25 protein-coding genes and 1 riboswitch are annotated in these 24706 nt (G+C 45.8%); of the genes, 20 read left to right on the top strand and 5 right to left on the bottom strand.

The genetic code is table 11. The annotated features are described in order from the left end of the window. The first annotated feature begins 168 nt into the window (after positions 1-168). Positions 169-275: riboswitch (guanidine-I (ykkC/yxkD leader) on the top strand. 70 nt (positions 276-345) lie between these two features. The 9 genes from ABGV42_RS06465 (at position 346) to ABGV42_RS06425 (ending at position 12553) form a co-directional block, all read left to right on the top strand. Further along, entirely contained in the window at positions 346-1068 is a 723-nt protein-coding gene (locus ABGV42_RS06465) for an urea amidolyase associated protein UAAP1 (protein ID WP_347380924.1), read from the top strand. Between the two features lies 1 nt (position 1069). Beyond that, positions 1070-1738, top strand: coding sequence for an urea amidolyase associated protein UAAP2 (locus ABGV42_RS06460; protein WP_347380923.1), 669 nt, complete (start codon positions 1070-1072; stop codon positions 1736-1738). After that, positions 1731-5354: an urea carboxylase gene (gene uca, locus ABGV42_RS06455; RefSeq protein ID WP_347380922.1), complete on the top strand. Its 3624-nt coding sequence runs from the start codon at positions 1731-1733 to the stop codon at positions 5352-5354. The genes ABGV42_RS06460 and uca overlap by 8 nt, the downstream gene beginning before the upstream one ends. Then, complete coding sequence (locus ABGV42_RS06450) at positions 5351-7129, top strand: allophanate hydrolase (RefSeq protein ID WP_347380921.1); 1779 nt, start codon at positions 5351-5353, stop codon at positions 7127-7129. Before uca ends, ABGV42_RS06450 begins: the two co-directional genes overlap by 4 nt. 426 nt (positions 7130-7555) lie before the next feature. After that, on the top strand, positions 7556-8413 hold the full coding sequence (locus ABGV42_RS06445) for an aldo/keto reductase (RefSeq protein WP_347380920.1): 858 nt from the start codon (positions 7556-7558) through the stop codon (positions 8411-8413). A gap of 189 nt (positions 8414-8602) precedes the next feature. Beyond that, a complete protein-coding gene (locus ABGV42_RS06440; protein WP_431523639.1) occupies positions 8603-9997 on the top strand; it encodes a spore germination protein in 1395 nt (464 codons plus the stop codon). Between the two features lie 4 nt (positions 9998-10001). Beyond that, positions 10002-11204, top strand: a complete 1203-nt coding sequence (locus ABGV42_RS06435; RefSeq protein ID WP_347380918.1) for a Ger(x)C family spore germination protein — start codon at positions 10002-10004, stop codon at positions 11202-11204. A 12-nt stretch (positions 11205-11216) separates the two neighbouring features. Beyond that, on the top strand, positions 11217-11444 hold the full coding sequence (locus ABGV42_RS06430; RefSeq protein WP_347380917.1) for a hypothetical protein: 228 nt from the start codon (positions 11217-11219) through the stop codon (positions 11442-11444). A 14-nt stretch (positions 11445-11458) separates the two neighbouring features. Then, on the top strand, positions 11459-12553 hold the full coding sequence (locus ABGV42_RS06425) for a GerAB/ArcD/ProY family transporter (protein ID WP_347380916.1): 1095 nt from the start codon (positions 11459-11461) through the stop codon (positions 12551-12553). A 131-nt stretch (positions 12554-12684) separates the two neighbouring features. On the opposite strand, the gene ABGV42_RS06420 is transcribed toward ABGV42_RS06425, so the two are convergent. Further along, entirely contained in the window at positions 12685-13077 is a 393-nt protein-coding gene (locus tag ABGV42_RS06420) for a collagen-like protein (RefSeq protein WP_347380915.1), read from the bottom strand. A gap of 221 nt (positions 13078-13298) precedes the next feature. On the opposite strand from ABGV42_RS06420, the gene ABGV42_RS06415 reads away from it, so the two are divergent. The 6 genes from ABGV42_RS06415 (at position 13299) to ABGV42_RS06390 (ending at position 17033) form a co-directional block, all read left to right on the top strand. After that, positions 13299-13868: a Crp/Fnr family transcriptional regulator gene (locus tag ABGV42_RS06415; RefSeq protein WP_347380914.1), complete on the top strand. Its 570-nt coding sequence runs from the start codon at positions 13299-13301 to the stop codon at positions 13866-13868. 87 nt (positions 13869-13955) lie between these two features. After that, on the top strand, positions 13956-14300 hold the full coding sequence (locus ABGV42_RS06410; protein ID WP_347380913.1) for a darcynin family protein: 345 nt from the start codon (positions 13956-13958) through the stop codon (positions 14298-14300). Between the two features lie 279 nt (positions 14301-14579). Continuing rightward, entirely contained in the window at positions 14580-14909 is a 330-nt protein-coding gene (locus ABGV42_RS06405; RefSeq protein ID WP_347380912.1) for an ArsR/SmtB family transcription factor, read from the top strand. Beyond that, positions 14906-15322, top strand: a complete 417-nt coding sequence (locus ABGV42_RS06400) for an SRPBCC family protein (protein ID WP_347380911.1) — start codon at positions 14906-14908, stop codon at positions 15320-15322. Before ABGV42_RS06405 ends, ABGV42_RS06400 begins: the two co-directional genes overlap by 4 nt. Positions 15323-15339: 17 nt before the next feature. Next, positions 15340-15936 (top strand): YdeI/OmpD-associated family protein, encoded by a 597-nt coding sequence (locus ABGV42_RS06395; protein WP_347380910.1) that lies wholly within the window; start codon positions 15340-15342, stop codon positions 15934-15936. A 224-nt stretch (positions 15937-16160) separates the two neighbouring features. After that, complete coding sequence (locus ABGV42_RS06390; protein WP_127535726.1) at positions 16161-17033, top strand: YitT family protein; 873 nt, start codon at positions 16161-16163, stop codon at positions 17031-17033. Positions 17034-17106: 73 nt separating this feature from the next. Here ABGV42_RS06390 and ABGV42_RS06385 read toward each other — a convergent pair whose 3' ends face one another. Next, positions 17107-18006 carry a LysR family transcriptional regulator gene (locus ABGV42_RS06385; protein ID WP_347380909.1) on the bottom strand — a complete coding sequence of 300 codons (900 nt, stop codon included), beginning with the start codon at positions 18004-18006 and terminating at the stop codon, positions 17107-17109. A 178-nt stretch (positions 18007-18184) separates the two neighbouring features. Here ABGV42_RS06385 and ABGV42_RS06380 point away from each other — a divergent pair, with 178 nt between their 5' ends. Next, positions 18185-19108, top strand: coding sequence for a DMT family transporter (locus ABGV42_RS06380; RefSeq protein WP_347380908.1), 924 nt, complete (start codon positions 18185-18187; stop codon positions 19106-19108). Between the two features lie 83 nt (positions 19109-19191). On the opposite strand, the gene ABGV42_RS06375 is transcribed toward ABGV42_RS06380, so the two are convergent. After that, positions 19192-20289, bottom strand: coding sequence for a glycoside hydrolase family 88/105 protein (locus ABGV42_RS06375; RefSeq protein ID WP_347380907.1), 1098 nt, complete (start codon positions 20287-20289; stop codon positions 19192-19194). A gap of 139 nt (positions 20290-20428) precedes the next feature. Here ABGV42_RS06375 and ABGV42_RS06370 point away from each other — a divergent pair, with 139 nt between their 5' ends. The 3 genes from ABGV42_RS06370 to ABGV42_RS06360 all read left to right on the top strand — a co-directional run bounded on the left by ABGV42_RS06370 (position 20429) and on the right by ABGV42_RS06360 (position 21807). Then, positions 20429-21265 carry an AraC family transcriptional regulator gene (locus ABGV42_RS06370; RefSeq protein ID WP_347380906.1) on the top strand — a complete coding sequence of 279 codons (837 nt, stop codon included), beginning with the start codon at positions 20429-20431 and terminating at the stop codon, positions 21263-21265. Between the two features lie 87 nt (positions 21266-21352). Continuing rightward, positions 21353-21580 carry a small acid-soluble spore protein Tlp gene (gene tlp / locus ABGV42_RS06365; protein WP_347380905.1) on the top strand — a complete coding sequence of 76 codons (228 nt, stop codon included), beginning with the start codon at positions 21353-21355 and terminating at the stop codon, positions 21578-21580. Between the two features lie 38 nt (positions 21581-21618). After that, the gene (locus ABGV42_RS06360) at positions 21619-21807 is read left to right on the top strand and encodes a hypothetical protein (protein ID WP_347380904.1); all 189 of its coding nucleotides are present in this window, start codon (positions 21619-21621) and stop codon (positions 21805-21807) included. Between the two features lie 82 nt (positions 21808-21889). Here ABGV42_RS06360 and ABGV42_RS06355 read toward each other — a convergent pair whose 3' ends face one another. Beyond that, on the bottom strand, positions 21890-22708 hold the full coding sequence (locus tag ABGV42_RS06355) for a MerR family transcriptional regulator (protein ID WP_347380903.1): 819 nt from the start codon (positions 22706-22708) through the stop codon (positions 21890-21892). Positions 22709-22730: 22 nt separating this feature from the next. Next, positions 22731-23264: a GNAT family N-acetyltransferase gene (locus tag ABGV42_RS06350; RefSeq protein WP_347380902.1), complete on the bottom strand. Its 534-nt coding sequence runs from the start codon at positions 23262-23264 to the stop codon at positions 22731-22733. A 219-nt stretch (positions 23265-23483) separates the two neighbouring features. On the opposite strand from ABGV42_RS06350, the gene ABGV42_RS06345 reads away from it, so the two are divergent. Further along, entirely contained in the window at positions 23484-24515 is a 1032-nt protein-coding gene (locus tag ABGV42_RS06345; RefSeq protein WP_347380901.1) for an NAD(P)-dependent alcohol dehydrogenase, read from the top strand. Positions 24516-24706: the final 191 nt, after the last annotated feature.

Raw genomic sequence — 24706 nt, 5'->3', positions numbered from 1 at the left:
TTTTTTTAGATTTAAACGAACATTAGTTCATTTTCTATAGAAGGTATTTCGTTATTTTGAGAATATTAAGAAAAAAGTGCAAGCCAAATTCAAATTTCTGTCTTTTGTTTTGAAAAAAGTATTGTGAAATGTAATTTTACATGTTAGTATTCATAACATGAGTTGAATAAAAATGTTTTCTAGGGTTCCGAGCCATCCACTGGCTGACTGGTCCGAGAGAAAACGCATTGGGTAGCTAAACCTAATGTACACGGCGGGATAAAAGCCCGGGAGAATCGATCAAAGAGCAATCTTTGATGTTTCTCCCGGGCTTTTTTCTATACTTTTCTACAGGAGGAATGAACAATGACAGCCCTATTTACAATGACGATGCAGCCTGGTAACAAATGGTCTGCTCATGTAGGAAGAGGAAAAGCAATCACATTAACGGCAACAGGGGATCGTGCCAATCTATCGGCTTTGTTATTCCATGCACAAGATCCAGCGGAACGCTACAACATGCCTGATACGCTTAAAGCCCAACATACCGCCTTTTTGACAACTGGCAATATATTAATGACGGATCAAGGAAAGGCGCTTGCTTCTATTACGGAGGATACGGTAGGCTGGCATGATCCTTTATCAGGATACACAACTCGTCAAGCTACAGATGAAAAGTATGGGAAGACAACATATCAGGACCAGCGCAATGACTGGCTGAGAAGTGGGGAAGAGAACTTCAAGGTTGAACTGTTCCGCCACAATCTGTCCCCACGTGACATCGGGGTTCCGGTCAACTTTTTTTCCAAGGTCGTTTGCGAGCTGGATGGAACGATGAAGTACATGTTGCAGGAAACGGCAGCACGTTCGGTGACGATCCGTACGGAAATGGATATTCTGCTCGTGTTATCGAACACACCACATCCACTTGATCCTTCTGGACAATACCCGGACGCATCCATCGTTGTTTCCGTGGCAGATGCCGAACCTGTTTCTGAAATGGACCCGTGTGTAGTGCACTGCGAAGAGAACCGGAGAGCCTTTGAAAATACGTGGAATGCATACGCTTTGCTGAAGGGAGCCAACTAATATGAGTACATTTCAACCTGTAGACAGTCCATTGCTGACGGAACAAGCCATGTATGAGCAAGTTATCCCAGCCGGTGATGGCTGGTTACATGATCTGCTGCCAGGCCAAGTTCTTCGTATTGTCGATATGGAAGGCAATCAGGCCGTTGATACGCTGTTCTATTCCACGGAGGATCCGACAGATCATTATAGCGCAGTAAGAACGATGACCCGCCAGGGAAATTTGTATTTGACAACAGGTTCGACGCTGCTCGCCGAATCAGGCCGAGAGTTGATGCGAATTACGGCTGATACATGCGGAAGACATGACACCATCGGCGGCGCCTGTTCCGCTCAGAGCAATACCGTCCGCTACGCTCATGATAAGCTGCCCATGCACAACTGCCGGGACACCTTTATGCTGATGCTCTCTCAGCGGGATGAATTTACCAAGCGTGACCTCGCGCCAAATGTCAACTTTTTCATGAATGTGCCCGTGACGCCGGAAGGGGAGTTAACCTTCGCTGATGGACTGTCCGCACCAGGTCGTTATGTTGAACTGCTTGCTTTGGCCCCGGTAACCGTTCTGATCAGTAACTGCCCGCAGTTGAACAATCCATGTAATGCTTACAACCCCACACCAGCCAAAGTGCTTATATGGAATGCAGAAGGAGTGAGTGCCCATGTTTAAAAAGGTATTGATCGCGAATCGGGGTGCCATTGCAGTACGAATTATTCGGACCTTGCGTCAAATGAGCATCTCCAGTGTAGCCATCTACACGAAGGCAGACCGAGACAGTCTTCATGTTGAGCTTGCGGACGAAGCCATACTGATTGGAGAAGGTCCGGCAAGAGAAAGCTACGTCAACGCCGAATTGGTGCTCCAGACTGCAACAGAGACAGGGGCGGATGCGATCCATCCCGGGTACGGATTTTTGAGTGAGAACGCGGCCTTTGCCAAAGCATGCGCCGAGCAAGGTATTACGTTTATTGGTCCTTCTCCTGAACATATTGAGCTGTTTGGCTTGAAGCATACAGCCAGAGCAATGGCCGAAGAAGCTGGCGTACCCTTACTTCCAGGCACGAGCTTGATGCATTCTCTGGATGAAGCAATTCAACAAGCTAGTGTAATCGGCTATCCCGTGATGTTGAAATCGACTGCCGGCGGTGGTGGAATCGGCATGCGGGTCTGCGAACATGAAGAGGTGCTTCGGGAAGCATTCGAATCCGTAACTCGACTGGCTTCCGCCAATTTTAATGACGGGGGTGTGTTCCTCGAAAAGTATATTGCCCGTGCACGTCACGTCGAGGTACAGATTTTCGGCACAGGTAACGGTGAGGCAGTGGCTTTGGGGGAAAGGGACTGTTCCGTGCAAAGGCGCAATCAGAAGATCATTGAGGAAACACCGGCGCCATGCCTGCCAGATGTTGTCCGGCAGGAGATGCACGAGTGTGCCCGTAGACTGGCAATTTCGGCAGGTTACCGCAATGCGGGAACAGTGGAGTTTCTGTATGACCCTGATAAACAGCAGTTTTATTTTCTCGAGGTGAACACCAGACTTCAAGTAGAGCATGGAGTTACAGAAGAGGTGCTTGGCATTGATTTGGTGGAATGGATGGTCAAGGAGGCAGCTAACGAGAGCCATTCACTGAACGTTACGGTGCCGGCCCCAACAGGACACAGTCTTCAGGTACGCTTGTATGCTGAGGATTGCATGAATGATTTTCGGCCGAGCGATGGGCGTATTGATGCCATTAACTGGCCTGAAGACGTGAGAGTTGAAAGCTGGATTCAGCCTGGATTGAACGTAACCACGTTGTATGATCCGATGCTGGCAAAATTAATTGTGCACGCCAATACGCGCAATGAAGCTATTAGCAAAATGAAGCGTGTCCTACGTCAGCTCCGGGTATATGGTGTCACCACCAATCAGTCGTATATCGAAGCATTTCTGGATAACGATTCATTCGCGAATGGGGAAGTATACACCCGTATGCTATCGGACTTTAAACCGTTGGACCATGCGATCGAAGTTATAGACGGAGGAGTTCAGACTACCGTACAGGATAGTCCCGGCAGAATCGGCTACTGGGATATCGGTGTACCGCCGTCCGGCCCGATGGATCAGCTTGCTTTTCGCATTGGTAACAGGCTGCTAGGCAATGATGCACAAGCGGCCGGACTGGAGATGACGCTGCGCGGGGGAACTTACCGCTTCAGGGATGAAATGACCTTTTGCCTGACAGGAGCAGACATGAAAGCCGAACTGGATGGCGTCAACGTTGAACCTTATACACCGACAATTGCTTCTCCGGGCACGATCCTGACTCTTGGCGAAGCCAAACAAGGCATGAGGACTTACCTGCTCGTATCCGGGGGTCTCGACATGCCGACTACACTTGGCAGCTCAGCAACATTTACCTTGGGAGGATTCGGTGGACATCGGGGGAGTGCACTGCGAACGGGTGCAGTTCTCCGGGTGCATGAAACCGATGAAAATGTTCGGACAACGCTTGCTCCTCTCACAGCAGATCGCAGACCGAAATACAGCAATGAATGGACGATCGGCGTGATACCGGGGCCTCATTGTACAGACGAATACGTACTTCCAGCGTATCTGGATCAGTTGATAGAGACAACATGGGAAGTGCATTTCAACAGTTCCAGAACAGGCGTCAGATTGATCGGTCCAGCCCCGCTGTGGGCAAGAGCTGACGGTGGGGATGCAGGACTGCATCCTTCCAATATCCATGACAATGCCTATGCCGTGGGTGCACTGGATTTGACGGGTGATATGCCGATCCTGCTCGGTCCGGATGGACCCAGTCTTGGAGGTTTCGTCTGTCCGGTGACTACAGCCACCGCTGAATTATGGAAGCTGGGCCAACTAAGTCCTGGTGACAAGGTGCGTTTCAGACTCGTGACCGTCGAAGAAGCCGAACAGTTAAGAGCGGAACAAGAGCTGTATCTGAGGGAACTGGATGTTCAGCAAGTGTTGCCCGTTTTACCCGAAACATCAACTGGTGAGTATATGCCAATTCTGGCCCATGCGGTAGAAGGCAGACGCTTCTCCATTACCGTTCGCTGCTCTGGCGATGAAAATATTCTGGTCGAATATGGAGAACGGGAGTTGAACCTGTTATACCGATTCCAGGCATACGTGCTCATGGAAGCAATCAAGGAGAGTGGAAACATTCCTTATATTGAACTGACACCAGGCATTCGCTCTCTGCAAATCCACCTGGATGCTTCCCGTATGACAGTAAAAGAAGCGGCGGCACGGATTATGGAGCTGGACCTGCAGCTTCCTGAGCTGGAAACCATTGAAGTGCCTTCACGAATCGTCAAATTACCTTTGTCTTGGGATGATCCGGCGACGCAACTCGCCATCGAGCGATATCAGCAAAACGTCAGACCTGATGCACCTTGGTGCCCCAGTAACCTGGAGTTTATCCGGCGTATGAATGGACTAGGCTCGCTGGAAGAGGTGGCCGAAATCGTATTTAACGCTTCGTATCTCGTCATGGGACTTGGTGACGTGTACCTAGGAGCTCCTGTAGCCGTGCCACTGGATCCGCGCCATCGGCTCGTAACCACCAAGTATAATCCTGCACGGACGTGGACCCCGGAAAATGCCGTTGGCATAGGCGGCGCGTATCTCTGCGTATATGGCATGGAAGGCCCTGGTGGATATCAATTTGTTGGGCGTACGGTACAAATGTGGAATTCGTTCAGGGAAACCAGCAACTTCGAGGCAGGAAAGCCTTGGCTGCTGCAGTTCTTTGATCAGCTTCAATTTTATCCTGTTTCAGAAGCTGAGCTGCTGAAAATGCGCGAGGAGTTCCCGCGAGGAGGCTTTAAAGTTGAAGTGGAGGAAACCACATTCCATTTGGGATCCTATCTGAACTGGTTGAAAACCATTGAGAAAGAGTCCGGAACTTTCCGTCAGCAGCAGCAGAGCGCGTTCCAGGCTGAACGAAATTACTGGAAGGAACTCGGTATTGCTGAGTATGTATCCGAGCCTGAAGCAGCGGCAGCCCTGGAAGTAGTAGAGGTGCCAGAAGGGAGTTTGGGCATGAGCAGTTCGATGTCGGGCAGTGTATGGAAGGTGCTGGTTGAGCCTGGTCAGGACGTGCGAAAGGGAGACACTATTATAATAGAAGAAAGTATGAAAATGGAGTTCCCGCAGCTTGCTCCAACGGATGGAATTATTGCTTCCCTTTACGTTTCGCCAGGTGATCAGATCAAGTCGGGAGACTGGATCGCTGCCATCATTCCTACGATCAAGGAGGAGGTTGCACAATGACGATAAATGCCATCCCCAAATACATGTCGGTGAAGGCACTACGTACAGGATATCTTCGAGGCAGCTTCACACCTGCGGAAGTGGTAGAGAGCATCATTGAGCGGGCAAAGGATACCGAGGACTACCATGTCTGGATCACGCCTCCGTCCTTGGAATGTATTACTCCGTACTTAGAGAAACTTCAACACTTGTCCATTACCGAATATCCACTGTGGGGCATTCCATTTGCCATCAAAGACAACATTGAGGTTCAAGGGTGGCCTGTCACGGCTGGTTGCCCTGAGTTCTCATCTGTTTCTGAACAACATGCCGTTGTTGTAGAAAGGCTTATTGCTGCTGGAGCCATACCTGTAGGTAAAACCAATCTGGATCAATTCGCGACAGGACTGGTCGGTACGAGAAGTCCTTATGGAGAGACGCATAACGCATTGCGGTCCGAACTGATCAGCGGAGGATCAAGTTCAGGCTCGGCGGTTGCAGTGGCGCTTGGGCAAGTGGCCTTCTCACTTGGGACAGATACTGCCGGATCCGGCAGAATTCCAGCCGCGCTGCATGGCCTGGTTGGTTACAAACCTGCAGTAGGTGCATGGCCTTCCTCTGGTTTGGTGCCTGCATGCCGCAGTATTGATTGCATCACCGTGTTTACCCATGACCTGGAAGATGCTGTTTCTGTTGACCGGACCGTGCGCGGGCCACATGCCGAAGACGCTTTCTCTAAAGCACGCCCTTTGGGTCCAACAAGTGCACCTGCCAAATGGTTGTTACCCAAGGGAGAGCTGACTTTCTTTGGTCCCTTTGCAGAAGCATACGAGAAGGCTTGGCAAACCGCCAAACAAACACTGCTGCAGTCGGGATTACATGTCGAAGAGGTAGATATATCGATGCTGCAAGAGGCCGCAGCACTCCTGTATGAAGGACCGCTTGTTGCTGAACGATGGGCCGATCTGGAGTTGTTCGTCAGGCAGCATCCTGGAGCGTTGTTTCCGGTAACGGAGAAAGTGCTTCGAACAGGCAGCAAAGAAACATTTACGGCTGCTGCACTATTCCGTGCACAACACCGTCTAGCCGAAATTCGGAGAAAGACAGAAGAGTTGCTGCAAAATGCCGTCCTGGTATTGCCGACCTGCGGTGGAACATGGACAAGAGAACAAGTGCTGCAGGATCCGATTCAAACCAACAGCCAAATGGGATTGTACACAAACCATTGCAATTTGCTTGATTTGAGCGCAATCGCTGTTCCGGCAGGCAAGGTAGCAGAGGATATGCCTTTTGGAATAACCCTGTTTACTTTGCCTGAGCAGGAAGCTTCCATGGTTGAAGCGGCAAGATTACTTGAGCCACACCAAAAACGTCTGTTGGTTGCTGTCTGCGGACTGCATATGAAAGGCATGTCATTGGAGCCTCAGATGACCGGGTTAGGGGCCTTTTTTGTGGAAGAGACCCGAACTGCTCCAGTGTATCGCCTGTACAAACTAAACACGAGTCCGGCCAAACCGGGTCTGGTGCATACCCTTGAAGGCGGTGTATCTGTTGATCTGGAACTGTGGAGTATGCCGCTTTCTTCCTTCGGTGCATTCACTGCAGCAATTCCCGCTCCGTTGGGCATCGGAAAAATTCAGCTGCATGACGGCAGGGTGGTATCGGGATTCATTTGTGAAGCTTCGGCAGCTCAGAATGCGGTGGATATGTCTCACCTGGGTGGCTGGAGAAACATCGTTTCAAATGATGTAGTAGAGAGAAGTAATTGTTTGTTTAAGGTTGGCAAGAAGCAATAACGTTGATTAATCAATTACTGAACATATCTCACATTGAAGTCGCTTTTATAGCGGCTTTTTTTTGTATTGTGATCATATGTAGATCTAACAAATGTTGGAGCGTAGAAAAGCTGAAAGTACTATTCTGGACAACTCATCTAAAAATTCATCTAATAAACCAATGAGTGTTCATATTATTTATTATGTTAACCGAATTCTCATTTTTAGAAATGGCATTTTGAAAATTTAAGAAGATGGGAGATCCTAATATAGGATTTGATTAAAAATTGTGGGGGATACCATAACACATAGTAAGAGAAATAGGCAAATATATGAGACAAATGAGATAACAGGTGCTCTTCCGACTGTTGCATAATAGGACTAGGCGTTTCATGGATTGCCTATACTATAAATTGTCTTGTTTAGCCTGAATAGGAGGAATGAAGAATGGAATATGTAACTTTAAATAATGGTGTACAGATGCCGATCCTCGGCTATGGAGTTTATCAAATTCCAGATCAGGACGAATGTGAAAAATGTGTGCTTGATGCGATAAGTGTTGGATACCGTTCCATCGATACCGCACAGGCTTACCGTAATGAAGAAGCTGTGGGTCGTGCCATTCAGAAAAGCGGCGTGCCGAGAGAAGAATTTTTCATCACGACGAAAGTCTGGATTTCCAATGCAGGCTATGAAAAGGCGAAAGCTTCTATTGAAGAGTCTTTGAGAAAACTCCAGCTTGATTATTTGGATCTGCTCCTGATCCATCAGCCGTTTAATGATTACTATGGGACATATCGGGCAATGGAAGAATACTATAAGGCTGGTAAGATCAGAGCCATCGGGGTAAGCAATTTCTATCCGGACAGATATATCGACCTTGTACAGTTCAGTGAGGTTGTACCTGCAGTCAATCAGGTAGAGACGCATGTTTTTAACCAACAGGTTAAAGCGCATGAGATTATGAAGAAATACAATACGCAGATTGAATCGTGGGGTCCTTTTGCTGAAGGAAGAAACGACCTGTTCCGTAATGCTACTTTGCAACAAATCGGGGATCAATACAATAAGTCGACAGCACAAGTCGCTCTACGCTTCCTCATTCAACGCGGTGTGGTCGTTATTCCGAAGACGGTCAATAAAGATCGAATGGAGCAAAACTTTAACGTTTTTGATTTTCAATTAACCGCGCAGGATATGGAAAAATTAGCTGCTCTGGATACAGAAGAAAGTGCATTTTTTTCTCACTATGATCCGCAAACCGTTGAATTTTTGACCGATTACGCCAAAAAAGGGTTGGAATAAAGCTGTAATAGATATGTACTCCTGATGACCGTCCAATTGGACGGTCTTTTTTAGCTGTAAGACGATGAGGATGCCGGTGATTCTACTGCTGCGAAGTTTATTATTTGAATTAGTACCAATACTACATATCCAAGGGGGCTGGTGAAAGTGAAGTTACAACACGAATTTTACAAGCAAATTCGTAAAAATATGGATCTCATTTGTGACTTCATGGGAAACAGTTCTGATTTTGTTATTCGCGAGATCACCATAGGCAGTTACCACGCGGCTCTTTTTTATTTGGACGGTATGACAGACATGCAGAAGGTACAGGATAATGTCATTCGTCCGTTGCACGAGACTTCTTCGGATGATATCAGTTTGGCTTTTTTAAAAGATAGTGTTCTTGATGTTGGTGAAGCAAGTTTTACTGATAACTTTCAAGATGCGTTGGATCAGATTCTTTCAGGTGGATTGCTCCTATTAATCGATGGAATGAATGATGGATTGGTCATTTCTCTGCCTGGATGGGAAGAACGCAGTATAACGGAGTCGAAGACGCAGCCTGTGATCCGCGGTCCACAAGAATCGTTTACGGAGAATTTGCGTACGAATACAACGATGGTCCGGCGCAGGGTGAAGGATACAAGAGTTCGGCTAACGAGCGTCAAGGTTGGCGAGAAAACAAAGACAGACATATCAGTCATGTATATGGATGGAGTTGCCGATGAGGAATTGGTACTAAATGTGGTATCCAGACTGAAAAACATGAATGTGGATCGCGTGCTTGAAGGGCAGTACCTTGAGGAATGTTTAGTCGAGAAAAAGCAGTTTACTATTTTCCCAATCTTTTATAACTCGGATCGTCCAGATTCAATCGCAGCGGGCGTAATGGAAGGGAAAATTGCGATTTTTGTCGATGGAACTCCCTTTGTCATTCTGGCACCTGCCGTGTTTGTTGATTTTATCCAATCCGCGGAGGACTATTATCAATCCTACATTTACAGCAGTATCATTCGAATACTCAGATACATCTCCATGGTCATCTGTATGCTGGCTCCGGCGATATATGTTGCGTTAACGACATTCCATCAGGATATGATTCCTACGGTTCTTCTATTGAGTTTATCTGCGCAGCGTGAGGGTGTACCGTTTCCTGCATTTGTTGAGGCCATGATTATGGAGATCATATTTGAAATCCTGAGAGAAGCAGGTCTGCGGATGCCGCGAACGGTCGGTCAGGCCGTCTCGATTGTGGGGTCCATAGTCATCGGCCAGGCAGCCGTAGAAGCTAACATTGTTTCACCTGTTATGGTCATTGTCGTCGCCATTACGGCCATTTCAAGTTTTGTCATCCCGTCCTATACCATGGCTATTCCTATCCGGATATTACGATTTGTGTTTATTGGAATGGCCGCCATGTTTGGCGTATACGGTTTGACGGTCGGCATCCTCATACTCCTGGTACATTTAAATGGTCTACATTCATTCGGTGTGCCGTATATGAGTCCAATAGCCAACTATCAATCGTCCAAGCAGCGTGATGCCATACTACGGTTTCCATTTAGGAATAAAACCAATCATCACAATAAACAAAAGGAGTAAGCCAATGAACTCGTACCGTTCCACCATGTCCACAGTGCTAGTATACATCTTGCTTATGGTCGTTGTTACGGGTTGTTGGAATAGTAAGGAGTTAAACGAAATATCCGTCGTGATGGCTATGGGTATTGATACCGTAGATGACCAGTATGAGATCAGTCTGCAAGTGGTTGATCCGTCTCAAATGTCTCGTAATCGGGCAATGGAACGGTCACCTACAATCGTTTTTTCCAGCCGTGCGAGCACTCTGTTTGAAGCCCTTCGAAAACTGACAACGGAATCCTCTAGGAAGATGTATATGTCTCACTTGAAGTTTGTGATCTTCGACGAGGATACAGCAAAAAAAGGAATCAAGAAGCCGCTGGATTTTCTGTTCCGTGACCATGAAGTGCGTCCTGACTTTCATTTGGCCGTTGTCAGAGGCAGCTCGGCTAAGGACGCCGTTACGTTTGTAGCTCCTACCGAGGTTTTACCTGCAATGGATATGTATAAAGCTTTGAATGTGTCTGAAAAGACATGGGCGCCCACTTCCGCGGTCAATGTCAAAGACCTTCTGCAGCGTTTGAAGAAAGATGGCATCGAGCCGGTCTTGACTGGCATTCGACTGAACAATCTGGACAAAGGTCTGAACGTGGATAATGTGACCAAGTCACCACAGCATGCGAATTATTTATTTACGGGAATTGGTGTCTTTCAGGGGGATCGCCTGATCGGCTGGATAGAAGAATCCAAGAGCAAGGCATTTACCTACATATCGAACCGTGTTTCCAGTTCTGTAGCTTCCATCGGGTGTCCGAATTCAGAAGGGAAGTTTGCTTTTGAGATCATTCGCAACAACGTCAAAATTAAACCGGAAATAAAAGACAATGAACCGAGTATCACTCTTGTCGTGGAAACAGAAGCCAACATCGGAGAGGTTGCATGCACTGCTGACCTGAAGGATGAAAAGGCCTTTAATGAATTTCAGGAAGCAGCCAGAAATGAACAAGAACAGATCCTGATGGAAGGCATTCAGAAGGCACAGCAGATTGGTTCCGACATATTTGGGTTCGGAGAAGCTTTTCACCAACGGTTCCCCCGTGAATGGCACCAATGGAGAGGGGATTGGAAGCAGAAATTTCAAAAGCTTGAGGTAAAGCTTGATATCCATTTCCATTTGAACCGTGTTGGGAAAATAACTAATCCCATCGACGCTGAACCGCAACATTAGGAGTGAATGTACATGCTGTATGTGGTACTGATCATTTCGGTCTTAGCTATGTTATATGAATTTAAATATTTGAGGGAAAAGCGTTATGTCCGCGAAATTGTAGTTAGCTCAGTATTGTTTACGATCGGCGTCATTTTGATTGTCCTGCAAATTGCACACCTTGAACTGCCTAGTCCGCTGATAGGGATCCAGTTCATATTTCAACCGGTAAGTCAGTACATTGCAACAATATTATCTTAAAAGGGGGCATTGGAGTGAATGCCAAGTTGACCGTTTGGCAGGCCACTATGTGGTTTGTGCTGTATCAAATAGGGAGCGCTTATTTGGTGCTTCCAGCAGCTCTTAGTTCTGTCGCGAAACAGGATGCTTGGCTTTCCATTCCCATTACCCTGGCCTTTCATTTGCTTTTGATACCGCTCTATACTTCCATCGTCAGACACATGAAGGGCAGGACTTTTGTGGAGTATCTCCGTAGTCTTTTTGGACCCATGGGCGGAGCGATTGCCATCGTTTTCATTTTTGCCTTTCCGTTTCTGGAGTGTATCATGACGCTCCGAAATCTGGGTGATTTCGTCACGACGTCCATTATGCCTGAAACTCCTTATGATGCCATATATTTTATTATGCTTATAGCTGTATATTGCGCCGTCCGATCGGGTCCGGTTGTCATTGGACGTTGTGCCGAAATTCTTTTCTTTTTCCTTATGGCCCTATATTTGTTGGTCAGGATAACACTGTTTTCGGATGCGGATCTGAACAATCTTCTTCCTATCCTGGAGAACGGTCTGAAACCTGTTGTTCTCGCATCCATTAATTTATTGGCTTTTCCTTATCTGGAAGCGGTCCTTTATCTTTTTTTTGCACATCACTTCCCGGACCCGAATAAGTGGAGAAAATCGGTGATCGTAAGTGCTCTGATTAGCGGTGGCATGTACTTTTTCATGGTTTTGCAAATCATCGCCGTGATCAGCGCGGGTGTAGTAGCCGATTTGACGTTTCCAACGTTTTTTATTGATCGTACCATAAGCATTGGCGAGTTTCTTCAACGATTTGAGATCATCCTTGCCATCGTTTGGTTTGTGACCATTTTTTTTCGGCTGTCCTTGCTTCTGTATATCTCTGCGCAGGGGCTGGCAGATGCTTTTCGGCTTCGAAGCGCCAACGCTTTGTTCGTTCCTTTGATACTGATTGTGTTAACCATGGCCAATTTTATCTGGCCGAGTATTTCATTCATCATTGAATTTAATCAAATATGGCCTTACTACGCCATGATCTTCGGTATTGTGTTCCCTATTGTGCTTTGGTTGACTAGCAAGATGAAGGGGTCATTAGATTCCATTAACAAGTAGCATCGACTCTGAATTAAGAAAATATAATGTGAGCAACTGGTCGGCTGAGCGGTTACCTGGTATCACAATGATCTGGATTTAATGTAAAACACCCTGATTGCAGATCCATCCACAATCAGGGTGTTTACGTATTAGAAACAGCTGAACGAGCTGATTCGCTGCAGATCAATGCCGGTGTACAGCCAGAAGAAACCATTCCAACGAAAACCAGCTACTGAATTTCTGCCGACAAAAACCGGGTACATCCAGAAGCCTGGACCTCGATTCGGCCAAATAAACGTGTATCGGAACAGACAACCAGATATGGCTCTTGGATCTACAGCAAACAAGGAAGGGGATTGCTGTGGAACGAATGAAGGCGGTGGCCCAGGTGGGGGCTGTACGCCTTGCGGTCCACCACCTCCACCACCAGGGAATGAGGGAGGCCCAGGCATTCCTCCAGGACCTCCGGGGCCACCAGGACCGAAAATGCCTCCTGGTCCACCAAACCCACCACCGGGTCCAAAGGGAGGTAAAAATGTCATACAACATCACTCCTGTTCATTAGTCTAGGGTATTGTATGTAGGCACTTGAGCAGGGGGAATGGGTTGAAGCCCAATGATGGCCGCAAATTTTATGGGCTTTTCGGTTTTATGAAAGCAGCTCTTGTCCCGATACAGGATCATAGTTGCTTATGATCAGATGATTGCAAAGAATTAATTGTATAATACATGAGAAACGTAATCTGGTAGAGAGAGGGTCATTATGCAGCAATATTATCAAACACTTCAGTCTATGGCTTCTCAAGCTTCCATATCATCTACAGAATGGGACTGGTTTGTGAATGCCACTACTGTTAAGCGTATTCCCAGTGGAGTTGCGATTGTCCAATCAGATGATGAAGTAAGTCATGCCTATTTCTGTACAAATGGGTTATTTCGTCTGTATTATACATTGCCTGATGGAAGAGAATATAATGTTGCCTTCACGCTGGAAAATGACTTTGCAACTTCCTACGGGGCAATGATAACCGGGTCTACATCAATGTATACAATTCAGGCTATGGAAGATTCCACAGTGATCGAGATCCCCAATGCTGCCTTAAAGATGCTTATGGATCGAAGCCATATGTGGGAACGATTCGTTAGAACGGCCGTTGAACGACTTTATATCCGAAAAGAAGAACGTGAAAGAGAATTATTATACCTGTCTGCGTTAGAGCGATATCAAGCTTTTTTAGTGAAATATCCAGGGCTGGAGAAGAGAATCCCCCAATATCACATTGCTTCCTATTTAGGTATCTCACCTGTATCACTAAGTCGAATACTACATTAGAGTGATTAACCTATGTTAATGCCATCCTGATTTAGGCACGTTAAAATGGTATCAAAACAACCATTACTCAGACGAGGTGACAGAAATATGCGGCAAATGATGATTGTATTATTGGAATTTTACCCCTCCTGGTTAGCACTACCTCGTGAAGAGCGCAGGAACTATGCGGCCTCATTACAGGAAATTATCAATAAGTACAGTCCAGAGATTAGTGTGCGATTCTTTGATGCTGAGGCTTTGCCAGGCAAAGACTACACTGATTTTGTGGTATGTGAGACCGAAAATATCAAACAGTATCACTATATGTGGGAAGAAATCCGTGATTCGGAGCCGTATACCAAGGGATATATGAAGATTAAGGATGTCATTATGGGTTTGGAAGATGCATTTCAATCCTATGAGAAAGAGGCATTACGCATGCCAGTAGAATAAAACAACTATCTTTTAGCATCACCAATTAGTAAATATACAGCCACTACACCTCGTAAGAGGTGTTTTTTTACTGGGAATATAGCAATAATTATAGGATGAAATGTTAAAAGGCAAACGTTTAAAACGCTGTTGACATGACACCAATTGGTGTCATATAATCAATTCGACACCAAATGGTGTCTGATTAGAACATATCACAACATATAAGGAGTCACATAAAAAACAAACAAATCCTCCGTATCATCCATGTTCTGATACAGCAGATTGGAGGGAAGTGGTGTGAGTGAGAACCTCAGATTTCGCGATGTATTCGATGCCATTGCAGATCCAACCCGGCGCCAACTGATGCAGCTGTTAACAGAGGCAGAGGAGGTACCGCTTCATGAGCTGACGTCACAGTTTGAAATGGGCCGGACAGCGGTATCCAAGCATTTAACCATTCTTAAAGAGGCGAATCTGGTTGTTGACCGAAAAGTCGGCAGGGAAACGAGGTACAGACTAAATGCTGCACCATTAAAAGAAGTTCAAGATTGGGTGGCTTTTTACAGCAAGTTCTGGAGTATAAATATGATGCGCTTGGACCAATTATTAAAGGAGGAAGAAGAATGAGTTTAACATTAGAACTCGATTATCAATACACGACGACTGTCGAGAAACTCTGGTCAGCTTTAACCGATTCAAGCAAGCTTGCCAAGTGGGTGGCCAACATTCACACCGGTCAAGGAATGGATAATGATTTCAAACCAGTCGTTGGGCATCGTTTTCAATTTCGCACACAAGCTACGGATTACTGGAACGGCATTATTGAAGGAGAAGTCCTGATCGTGGAAGAACCGTATCGATTGTCCTATACTTGGGAAAGTGGTGAGAAGCACACGGTCACCTGGACCTTACAAGACTTAGGAAACGGTAAGGTAAACCTTCATCTTGAACAGACCGGAATTTCCAACCCTCAAGCACTGGCCGGGGCCAAGTATGGCTGGAGTAAATGGTGCGATGAGCTTGAGAAAGTTTTGGTTTAATTAAAGGGGGAGTTTCGATGTTACAAGGTGAAAGAAATACAAAAATTGATCCTTATTTCAACAAGCTCAAGACTTGGAAAGAAGAATTCGGGTTGTTGCGAGAGATTGTTCTTGATTGCGGGCTGACTGAAGACTTTAAGTGGATGCATCCCTGCTACACTTTGGACGGGAAAAATATCGTTCTGATCCACGGTTTTAAGGAGTATTGTGCCCTGCTGTTTCACAAAGGGGCCTTGCTAAAAGACCCTCACGGGATCTTAATCCAACAGACAGAGAACGTACAGGCGGCCCGTCAGATTCGGTTCACCAATGCTCAAACGATTGATGAAATGCAGCTGATGATCAAAGATTATATTGAGGAAGCTATCCACATAGAAAAAGCAGGTCTGCAAGTTGAGCTCAAAAAACATGACGAGTATGCCATACCTGAGGAATTAGCCAACAAATTCGTTGAAATACCCGATCTAAAAACGGCTTTTGAAGGGCTGACACCAGGGCGCCAAAGAGCATACATTATGCATTTTTCTTCACCCAAACAATCCAAGACCCGGGAATCAAGAGTCGAAAAGTACATTCCGCATATCCTTGACGGCAAGGGCTTAAATGACAAATGAATGAATGATTGTAGTCAAACTAAAGATCTGCTATTAAGTCGCTAATTTAGCGGCTTTTTTATTTGGTTTAAGTCTTACAGGAGCCAAAACTAACGGGGCTTTCAATGGGTAACACGAACGAATAAAGCTATACTAACAGTCATAATTAATGCGATAAATTTGTCAAATTGGTGATAATTAATATAAACTATACGTTATGAGTTGTTATCCAAGGAGGAAATTGAATGCATCAAAGAAAGAAACCAAAATCGAATAAGGCAAGAATATTTTCAAAAGTAATATTGATTATCATCGGGGCTTTTATTACGGCATACGGTCTAGAAGCCATATTGATCCCCAACAATGTCTCGGACGGTGGTGTGACCGGTCTGAGTATCGTGGGTTCACAATTGTTTGGATTGCCACTCGGGATGCTGATCGGTATAATCAACATACCTTTTGTATGGCTGGGATATAAGCAAATAGGTAAAAGTTTCGCGCTTTATTCCATTATCGGTATTGCCTCACTCGCAGTAAGTACCAGTCTGATGCACCATGTACCTACAATTATTGAAGGCGACACATTGCTGGTTACCGTTGTTGGCGGGATTATCATCGGTTTTGGTATGGGTCTGGCACTTCGTAACGGCGGGGCATTGGACGGAATAGATATGCTCGCTGTACTGCTTTCACGAAAAGTCCCTTTTGGTACCAGTGATCTAATTTTGTTCCTAAACATGTTTGTATTTATCGTTGTTTCATCTGTATTTGGTCTGCAAGGGGCCATTTTGTCGGGGCTAGCTTATTTTATTGCTTCTAAAGTCATTCATATCGTTGAAGAAGGCTTGAGCGGTTCCAAAACGTTTAAAATTATCACGAATCAACCCGAAATCATGGTCGAAACCATTCGTGACCGATTAGGTCGTGGAGCAACCTATACGGATGCATACGGCGGTTACTCCAATGAACAGTTCAAGGAAATCACTTGTGTGATCAACCGTATGGAAGAGAGCAAAATTAAAGAAATCATTCATGAAATTGACCCGAATGCTTTTGTAGTTGTGTACGATGTAGCAGAAGTTAAGGGCGGCAGCTTCAAAAAGAAAGATATCCACTAATACTTAAGCATAATGGAGAGACACAACATAGTTACAACCAAAGGTCGCTAATATAGCGGCCTTTTTTATGTGCTCAAACATCAATTAAAGGCTTCCGATCCGTTTCAAATGGGAACAAGGTTCGAGCAGCCTCAATAAAGGCATTTACCGCAAAAGTCCGTTCATTCTCAGGACTCGTTGCGACATGAATATCCCGATAGGCTTCAGGTGACAAACGTTTCAGACAGATGCCCGGCGGCAAATCCAGGAGGGACAACTCGGACATGACAGCCAAACCTTCCCCGGCAAGAATCATCTGAAGTGATGTTCTGTAATTGTAAAGGATGTACTCGACTTGTGGCGTGACTCCGGCACTTTCAAACCACTTCAGGACAGGCGGCTCGTATCCGGCTTTCCAGAGCAGCATGGGCTCATCCCGCAAATCTTCAGGGTGAATGATGTCTTTCTCCGTTAAAGGGTGATCTTCTCTCATGACAGCATATATGCCTTCACGATAAAGAGGGAACGAATCTGTCGTCTCTTCAGAAGGAATGAGCAGCCCGACATCGATCTGTCGATTCTCCAACCATTCCTGCACCTCCGCAATCGTGCCTTCCATGATACTGAACTCCAGGTTTGGGTATTGCTGCTTCATGTAACGGATCAGTTTTGGAACAAAGTAGGACGAAGCTACCGGAAAAGCACCGATACGGACCGAGCCAATCTCCAAACCTTTTTCGCTCGAGATTTCCTGATCGATTTTCTCATAGCCTTGCAGGATTTCTCGGAAAATCCGGACGATGCGTTCACCGATCGGTGTGAGTGCAACACCGCGACGGCGGTCTCGGATCAGGAGCGTAACTCCGAGATCACGCTCCAGAGTAGTGACTGCACGGCTGACTGCGGGCTGTGTCATATTCATTTTTTCGCTGGCGAGAGTGAAGCTGCGGGTCTCCGATATGGTGACGATCAACTGCAGAAGAGATTTGTTCATATCAAATTTGGTAACTCCCTCATAAGTAATATTCATTTTATTTATATATAAGCGTATTGTATCATGTTTATAGAAAAGCAGAAAAGACAATCCCGAAACAAAATGTACTTGATTTCACTGACCCATAGCACTTTAGATTCGGGGATCTGTAATAATACAAGCGGATAGGAGAATGAGGATGATGAAAGTAAGAGCGTGGCTATTTTTGATCTCGGCTAATTTATTTTGGGCTGGAAACTTGATGTTTGGAAAGGCCGTAACCTCCGATTTTCCGCCGACCTGGGCGTCCTTCTTAAGATGGGTGATTGCGGCAATCGTATTGATTCCGCTTGCGCAGCTGGTGGAAAAGCCAAATTGGCTGAACGTATGGAAGAAAAACTGGGGCATTCTGCTATTCTTATCACTGGTAGGCGTTGTATCCTACACACTCCTCACATACACGGCATTGCAGCACACATCGTCTACTAACGGTAGTTTGATTAATAGTCTGACTCCAGCCGTAATGATTGTGTTGTCTCTGGTTTTCCTCAAAGATAAAATAACCGGATGGCAGGGCGCAGGATTGGTATTATCCTTCCTTGGTGTACTGACTGTACTGACGAAAGGCCATTTGCTTGGGATATTCAGTACGCATTATAACCAGGGAGACGGTATCATGCTGGTGGCGGTATTTTTATGGGCCCTCTATTCAATCGTAGGCAAAAGAGGACAGCATCTTCCCCCAATAACGTTCGTAGGTTTTACAGCTTTTATCGGCGTTATTGGTATGATTCCGTTGTTATTCCTCGAGCCGCTGCATATGGAGAATATTACGACTTTTGGTATAACCGGTATTATTTATCTGGGATTATTTCCTTCCATCGGCTCATTTCTGTTCTGGAACCAGGGCGTTAAGGAACTCGGGCCGGGGAAAGCCAGTATTACGATGAATTTGATGCCCATATTCACTGCAATATTGTCCGTCATGGTGGGTCAGGAACTGCTGATTTCCCAAATCGTCGGCGGGGTGATCGTCATTATGGGAATGTTGTTATCGGCAAACTTAATGTCACGGAAGGAAACGTCCAGAGCATTTTGGAAACGTACGGGGAGAACCGTTTAATATCGTCATGGCTTACATTCATCAGACAAAAAAAGAAAATAAAGAAGACTGAGACTGATGTCCCTGTCTTCTTTGCGTTTAACCTATTTTGCCGCCAGATTCATCTCTACGCACATGAGTATGAAGGCGCCGGCCCCGTGCAGATCGTTTTCACTGGTCGGCCGAGCAATATAGTGGGCATAATCGCCGATTCCCGTGCCAATACAGATGTTGCCGATGATGACGTTCCCGTTCTCGTCAAACTTTAATGTATCAATAACGCCTTGGTAACCTTTCCAGGCATACTGCAAATATTTAGGGTCCAGATATCCGAATCGAACCGCTTTGGCAATGGCATGTGCAAAGAGTGCCGTACATGAGTTTTCATGCCAGTTATCCGGACGATCGCCTTTGTCGATGACTTGATACCATAACCCGGTGGCAGGATCCTGATAGTTGGTCAGCGCAATCAGCAGATCTTGTACAATGGTGACAAGCTTCTCTTTGTCCGGATGATCCTCCGGCATGTGTTCAAACATTTCAAGCAGAGCCACCGGATACCAGCCAATCGCGCGGCCCCAGAATTCCGGAGCAAGACCCGTGACGGGATCGGCCCATTTGGCTTCTTTTGTTTCATCCCATCCGTGATAGAGCAATCCAGTATCAGGGTCTTTTGTATGTTTTTCCATAAGCAGTGCCTGATAGACCATCATGTCGATGTAATCGCTCTCACCAAAGGTTTCGGCAAATTGCACCGCGATAGGCCCTGCCATATATAAACCGTCCAACCACATTTGATTTGGATAATGACCCTTATGCCAGAATCCGCCGGAGGCATTCGTAGGCCAGGATTTCAGCAATGGGACCAAGGTGTACAGTGCTTTTTTGTAGCATTCATCTCCCGTCTGCTCGTAGAGAGTGAAGAGAAGAACGCCCGGCTGGATGTCATCAAGTTCATCAGACTTATACTTTTTGATGCTGCCATCCTCTAGGATCTGACTATCGACCCAGCCCTTCATGTAATCATAGAGCTTTTGTTCTCCCGTCTGTCGCCAGCATTTCTCCATACCAGATAAAAAGACACCCTGATGGTAATGGAATCGGTCTGGCGGAAGATTTTCCGGTTCGAATGTATCCATTAGTGCTTCACAGGCTTTTAACGCCCATTGAATTGGCGTTGTGGTAGATGAGGTGGTTTGCATGTATCCTTCCTCCTTGATTGGTTGTACTCCCATTTTACCACCGGATTATGTACATCTTTTGCGGAATCTGGATATTTCTTCTTATTTCTTGCGATATAATATAAACATCTAGTACTGCACGGAAGGGAGCAACAGTTCAATGGGGAACCTATATTTTGAGAATCCGGAGAGTACATTTCTGGTATCCCACCGGAAAGCATTAAGCCATCATATGCCGGTAAGCCATTTTCACAGCACGTATGAAATCTATGTCCTGATGTCGGGGGAGCGCGAATTTTTCATTCAGGACCGGACCATTACGATATTGGAGGGCGATGTGGTCATTATTGCTCCTAACGTTTTGCATCGCACGACCAATGCGCAACGGCCGAAGCATGAGCGTCTCATTATTAATATGCATGCGCAGTATTTTTCAGTGGATGGCTCGCATGAAGAAGCGCTTCAACCCATGCTGAATCGGGATTATTTGATCCTAAAAGGTTCATTGCGCAGCAGGGAGCTGATTGAAATGCAAACCAGAGCCATTATGCAGGAGATGCAGGAGCGCGGAAGCGGATTCGAGTTGTATGCCCAGACACTTGCCTTGCAGCTGCTCATCATGTGCTGTAGATATTTCAGGCAGCAAGACGCTGAACCGCTGGCCTCACCAAGTCTCATGCATGAACGGATTTCAGAGATTGTCCGTTATATCAACGAACATTACATGGAGGAACTGTCGCTTCATTTGCTGGCGGATAAGTTCTATATCAGTCCTTATTATTTGAGCAGATCCTTCAAAGAGGCGACAGGGTTCGCTTTTGTAGAATACGTCAATAGTGTACGAATCAAGGAGGCCAAGCAGCAGCTTGAGCGCTCCAACCTCAAGGTGAACGTGATTGCGAGGAAAGTGGGTTTCGGGAGCGTAACGCATTTCGGACGAGTATTCAAAACCGTTACAGGCCATTCACCACTACATTATAGACGTAAAGGGGAATGAATTTCATGCATAAGCTTGGCTCTCTTATGGAACACTTCTGTAGTGCGGATAAATAGCACGGATTCCATTTTTGGGGAGGTGAGATCTATGAGCAAACCGGATAACCGTGAGGATAACGTGCAGCATTTGCAAAATGCGGTACAGAACACGATCGAAAACTACAGGGAAGCCGAGGATTATCTCGAAGAATTCGGAGATGAAATTCCGGCAAAGGAAAAAGGTCAGATCGAGGAAAAAAATGAGCGTCGTAAACATAGCATTTCCGGATTCCGCGAAGAAATTCAAGACGAATCCAAACATCAGCAAAATTCATAATGTGGAGACTATTTTGATTTTGTAGGAGGGTTAACATTATGACGAATCAGGATCCACAAGAACTTCTTAAGCAAAAACACGAGCAGGACGAGCATAAAAGGCAGTTCACTAACTTTGCTCGAAGCGTTTCCGGTCAAGGAGAAGTGGAAGCCGGACAAGAATTCAGTCATGACCGGCAGGATGACGATCAAAACCGCATGAAATCTGTTGAGAACAAACGCGCTTAAGCATAACTATTTCATAAATAAGCCGATCCATTTCCGGATCGGCTTATTTGTTAACTTTACTTTTGCTTTTATTGTTATTATTTTATACCGTTGTAACCCTCACCTGAATTTCAGTCAGAAATTGATCGGTAACGATGGTATCCCGATTATCGATTTCATAAATTTCAAAAGGATCTCCGATTATGCGCAGCCCGTGTTCGCTTGCATACGTAATGACATCCAGCATTTTCTCATGGCTTTGACGATAATCACCCCGATAGTAAAGTGATAAATAATCACCAGCAGGCAACGTATAATCCGGGTCCATTCGTTCGGCTTCATCCGAATTAAATATAAAGAACACCGAATTAAATACATCTTTCACTCCTTGCTCCAAGTCCTCAAGCGAGACCGATGCGCCATACAACTGATTGCCAAAATCCAGGACGTGACTTTTATGCTTCTGGTGCAGCTTCTTGACGGCATAATCCATCTCTTCATCTCTGGTGATACGAGTATTGAACTGCAAGCATGGTCTCTCGGAGTAAGTTTTGATAGTGAAAATACCCGTCTTGATCTGCATCGCTTCGGTCAGTACCTTGATTCTGCTCTGAATCATCTGCTGCGTCGTTTCAAGCTTGGCGATTTGTTCCTTGATCAGCTCTTCTTCCTTGAATAATAATTCAAGCGTATTTTCAACACTTTGATGATCCAGATACGCCTTGATCTGCTGCATTGTGAAGTCCAGCTGACGCAGGTCGCGTATGATGTTCAATTTATACATATCATGAAGACTATATAAGCGATATCCGTTGGAATCCCGTGAGGGAGCCAGCAGTCCCAGTTTCTCATAATAACGAAGGGCATCAACACCTATACCGTAGAGCTTCGCGATTTCATTGATTTTATAATCGTTTTTCATGGTGTTCCCTTTCTATCTGCACTTATCTATTTAATGCGTAAGCGTAAGAGTCGGAGACGCCGTACACTTCGTTGTACAATACTTTTCTCATTGCTTCAAACTCGCTTGAGGTCAAACTTTCCGGGTAACTCATGATCTGCAAGGGTAAGGGGCGGTGTCCTGTACGGAGTGCAGGCTGAACATACGCATAATCCTCCAAGTGGAATCCCAGTCGTTTGTAGAAACCAATTCTTCTGCGTTTCAACTCATCCTCAGGCCGTTCAACTTCCAATATAACGGGTTTGTCGGATTGTTTCATGAAACGCTCCATCATCCGTTTGCCTATGCCGCCTCCGCGAATGGCTTGTGAGACTGCTACATTCTCAATGTACCTGAATTCTTCGAACTCCCAGCCTGCGAGAAAGCCGGTCGCTTCATTCTGCTCATTCTTTTCTGTCAGTAGTTGATAACGCGCATTAGACAGCAATCTCTTCTGTTCCGGGTATGGCCGATACTCGGATTCGGGAAAAGACTGTTTCATGATTTCAAATATTTGATCAAATGGATCGATAAACATTAGTATTCCCCCTGACTTGTGAAAACCATATCTGCTAAGGAATACGATAAACCCTGGTACGATACCAGAGTCAAGTCGACTGGAATCGTTGTTCTAAACCGGACCTCTCAAATCTATACATGAAATCGGCTCCTGTACCCTCAAAATGAAACTACAAATTTTTCCGAGCGTATCAGTTGTTTGAAGGCCAAAGATATCTCTATCGAATGGAGAATGCCCATGAGTGGAATGAAGATGACTGACACCGGAATATCCGAAAAAGTGAACGCAGCAGTGATGAATGCGGTGGTCTATGATAGCTACGGAACGCCAGAGGTCTTGCGAGTAGAACAGGTAGACATTCCGACGCCGAAGGACAACGAAGTATTAGTTGAAGTCTATGCGACTTCAGTTAATTCATGGGATTGGGATCTTCTTCGCGGGAAACCGTATATTAACCGAATAGGTGCCTTTCGTCACCCTCGTTACCGGATTCTTGGTGCAGACATTGCAGGAAGGGTGATCTCGGTGGGATCGGCTGCCAAACGATTCAAACCGGGTGACGAAGTGTTCGGAGATCTATCCGGCTGTGGCTGGGGCGGATTCGCGGAGTATGTGTGTGCGAACGAGGAGGCGCTGACTCCCAAGCCCGCGGGAATCACGCATGTTCAAGCTGCAGCCATTCCACAGGCAGCCGTTCTGGCTCTGCAAGGACTGAGAAGTCAGGGGAATCTGCAAAAGGGAGAACATGTCCTTATTAATGGAGCAGGTGGCGGGGTTGGGACGTTTGCCATTCAATATGCCAAATTGCAGGGAGCAGAAGTGACCGCGGTGGATCGTGGTGAGAAACTGGATATGCTGCTTGAAATAGGTGCCGACCATGTGCTGGATTATACCAAGGAGGACTTCACGGCGAGCGGACCAAGCTATAACCTGATTCTTGATGTCGTCGGCAACCGTTCTGCCTTCGCACTGAAGCGGGCGTTAGTGAAGGGAGGCACCTATGTCATGATCGGGGGGCTGATGCCTCACATTTTACTTACCTTAGTAGGGAGTCCGTTCGTTTCTTGGCTGGAAAAGAAGAAATTAACCCTTCTTATCCATAAACCGAACCATGGAGACCAGATGATCTGGAAGGAGCTTGTTGAATCAGGCCAGGTTACTCCATTTATTTATCGGGAATATGCTTTGAACGAAACATCTCAGGCAATTCGTGATCTTGGTGAAGGACGGGTGAGAGGAAAAGCCGTTGTCTGCTTGAAGAAAGGCTAATCAAGATGAGTATTTATGCGATGTACGATATAGAATGGATAGGCGATACTGAACTGTTTTCTTTTATAATTGAACAAGAAGATTGCAGCCGCATACTTGCGGCTTTTTTGTTTTGCTTCTCTGTATTACGCTAACCTAAAAATTCTGTACTTTAATGCACAAACAAAATGCACTGTAAGCCCCCTTATAAT

It is taken from the genome of Paenibacillus pabuli (genome assembly GCF_039831995.1).
In the GTDB taxonomy this organism is placed as follows: domain Bacteria; phylum Bacillota; class Bacilli; order Paenibacillales; family Paenibacillaceae; genus Paenibacillus; species Paenibacillus pabuli_C.
This window is presented reverse-complemented; position numbering and strand designations above follow the sequence as displayed.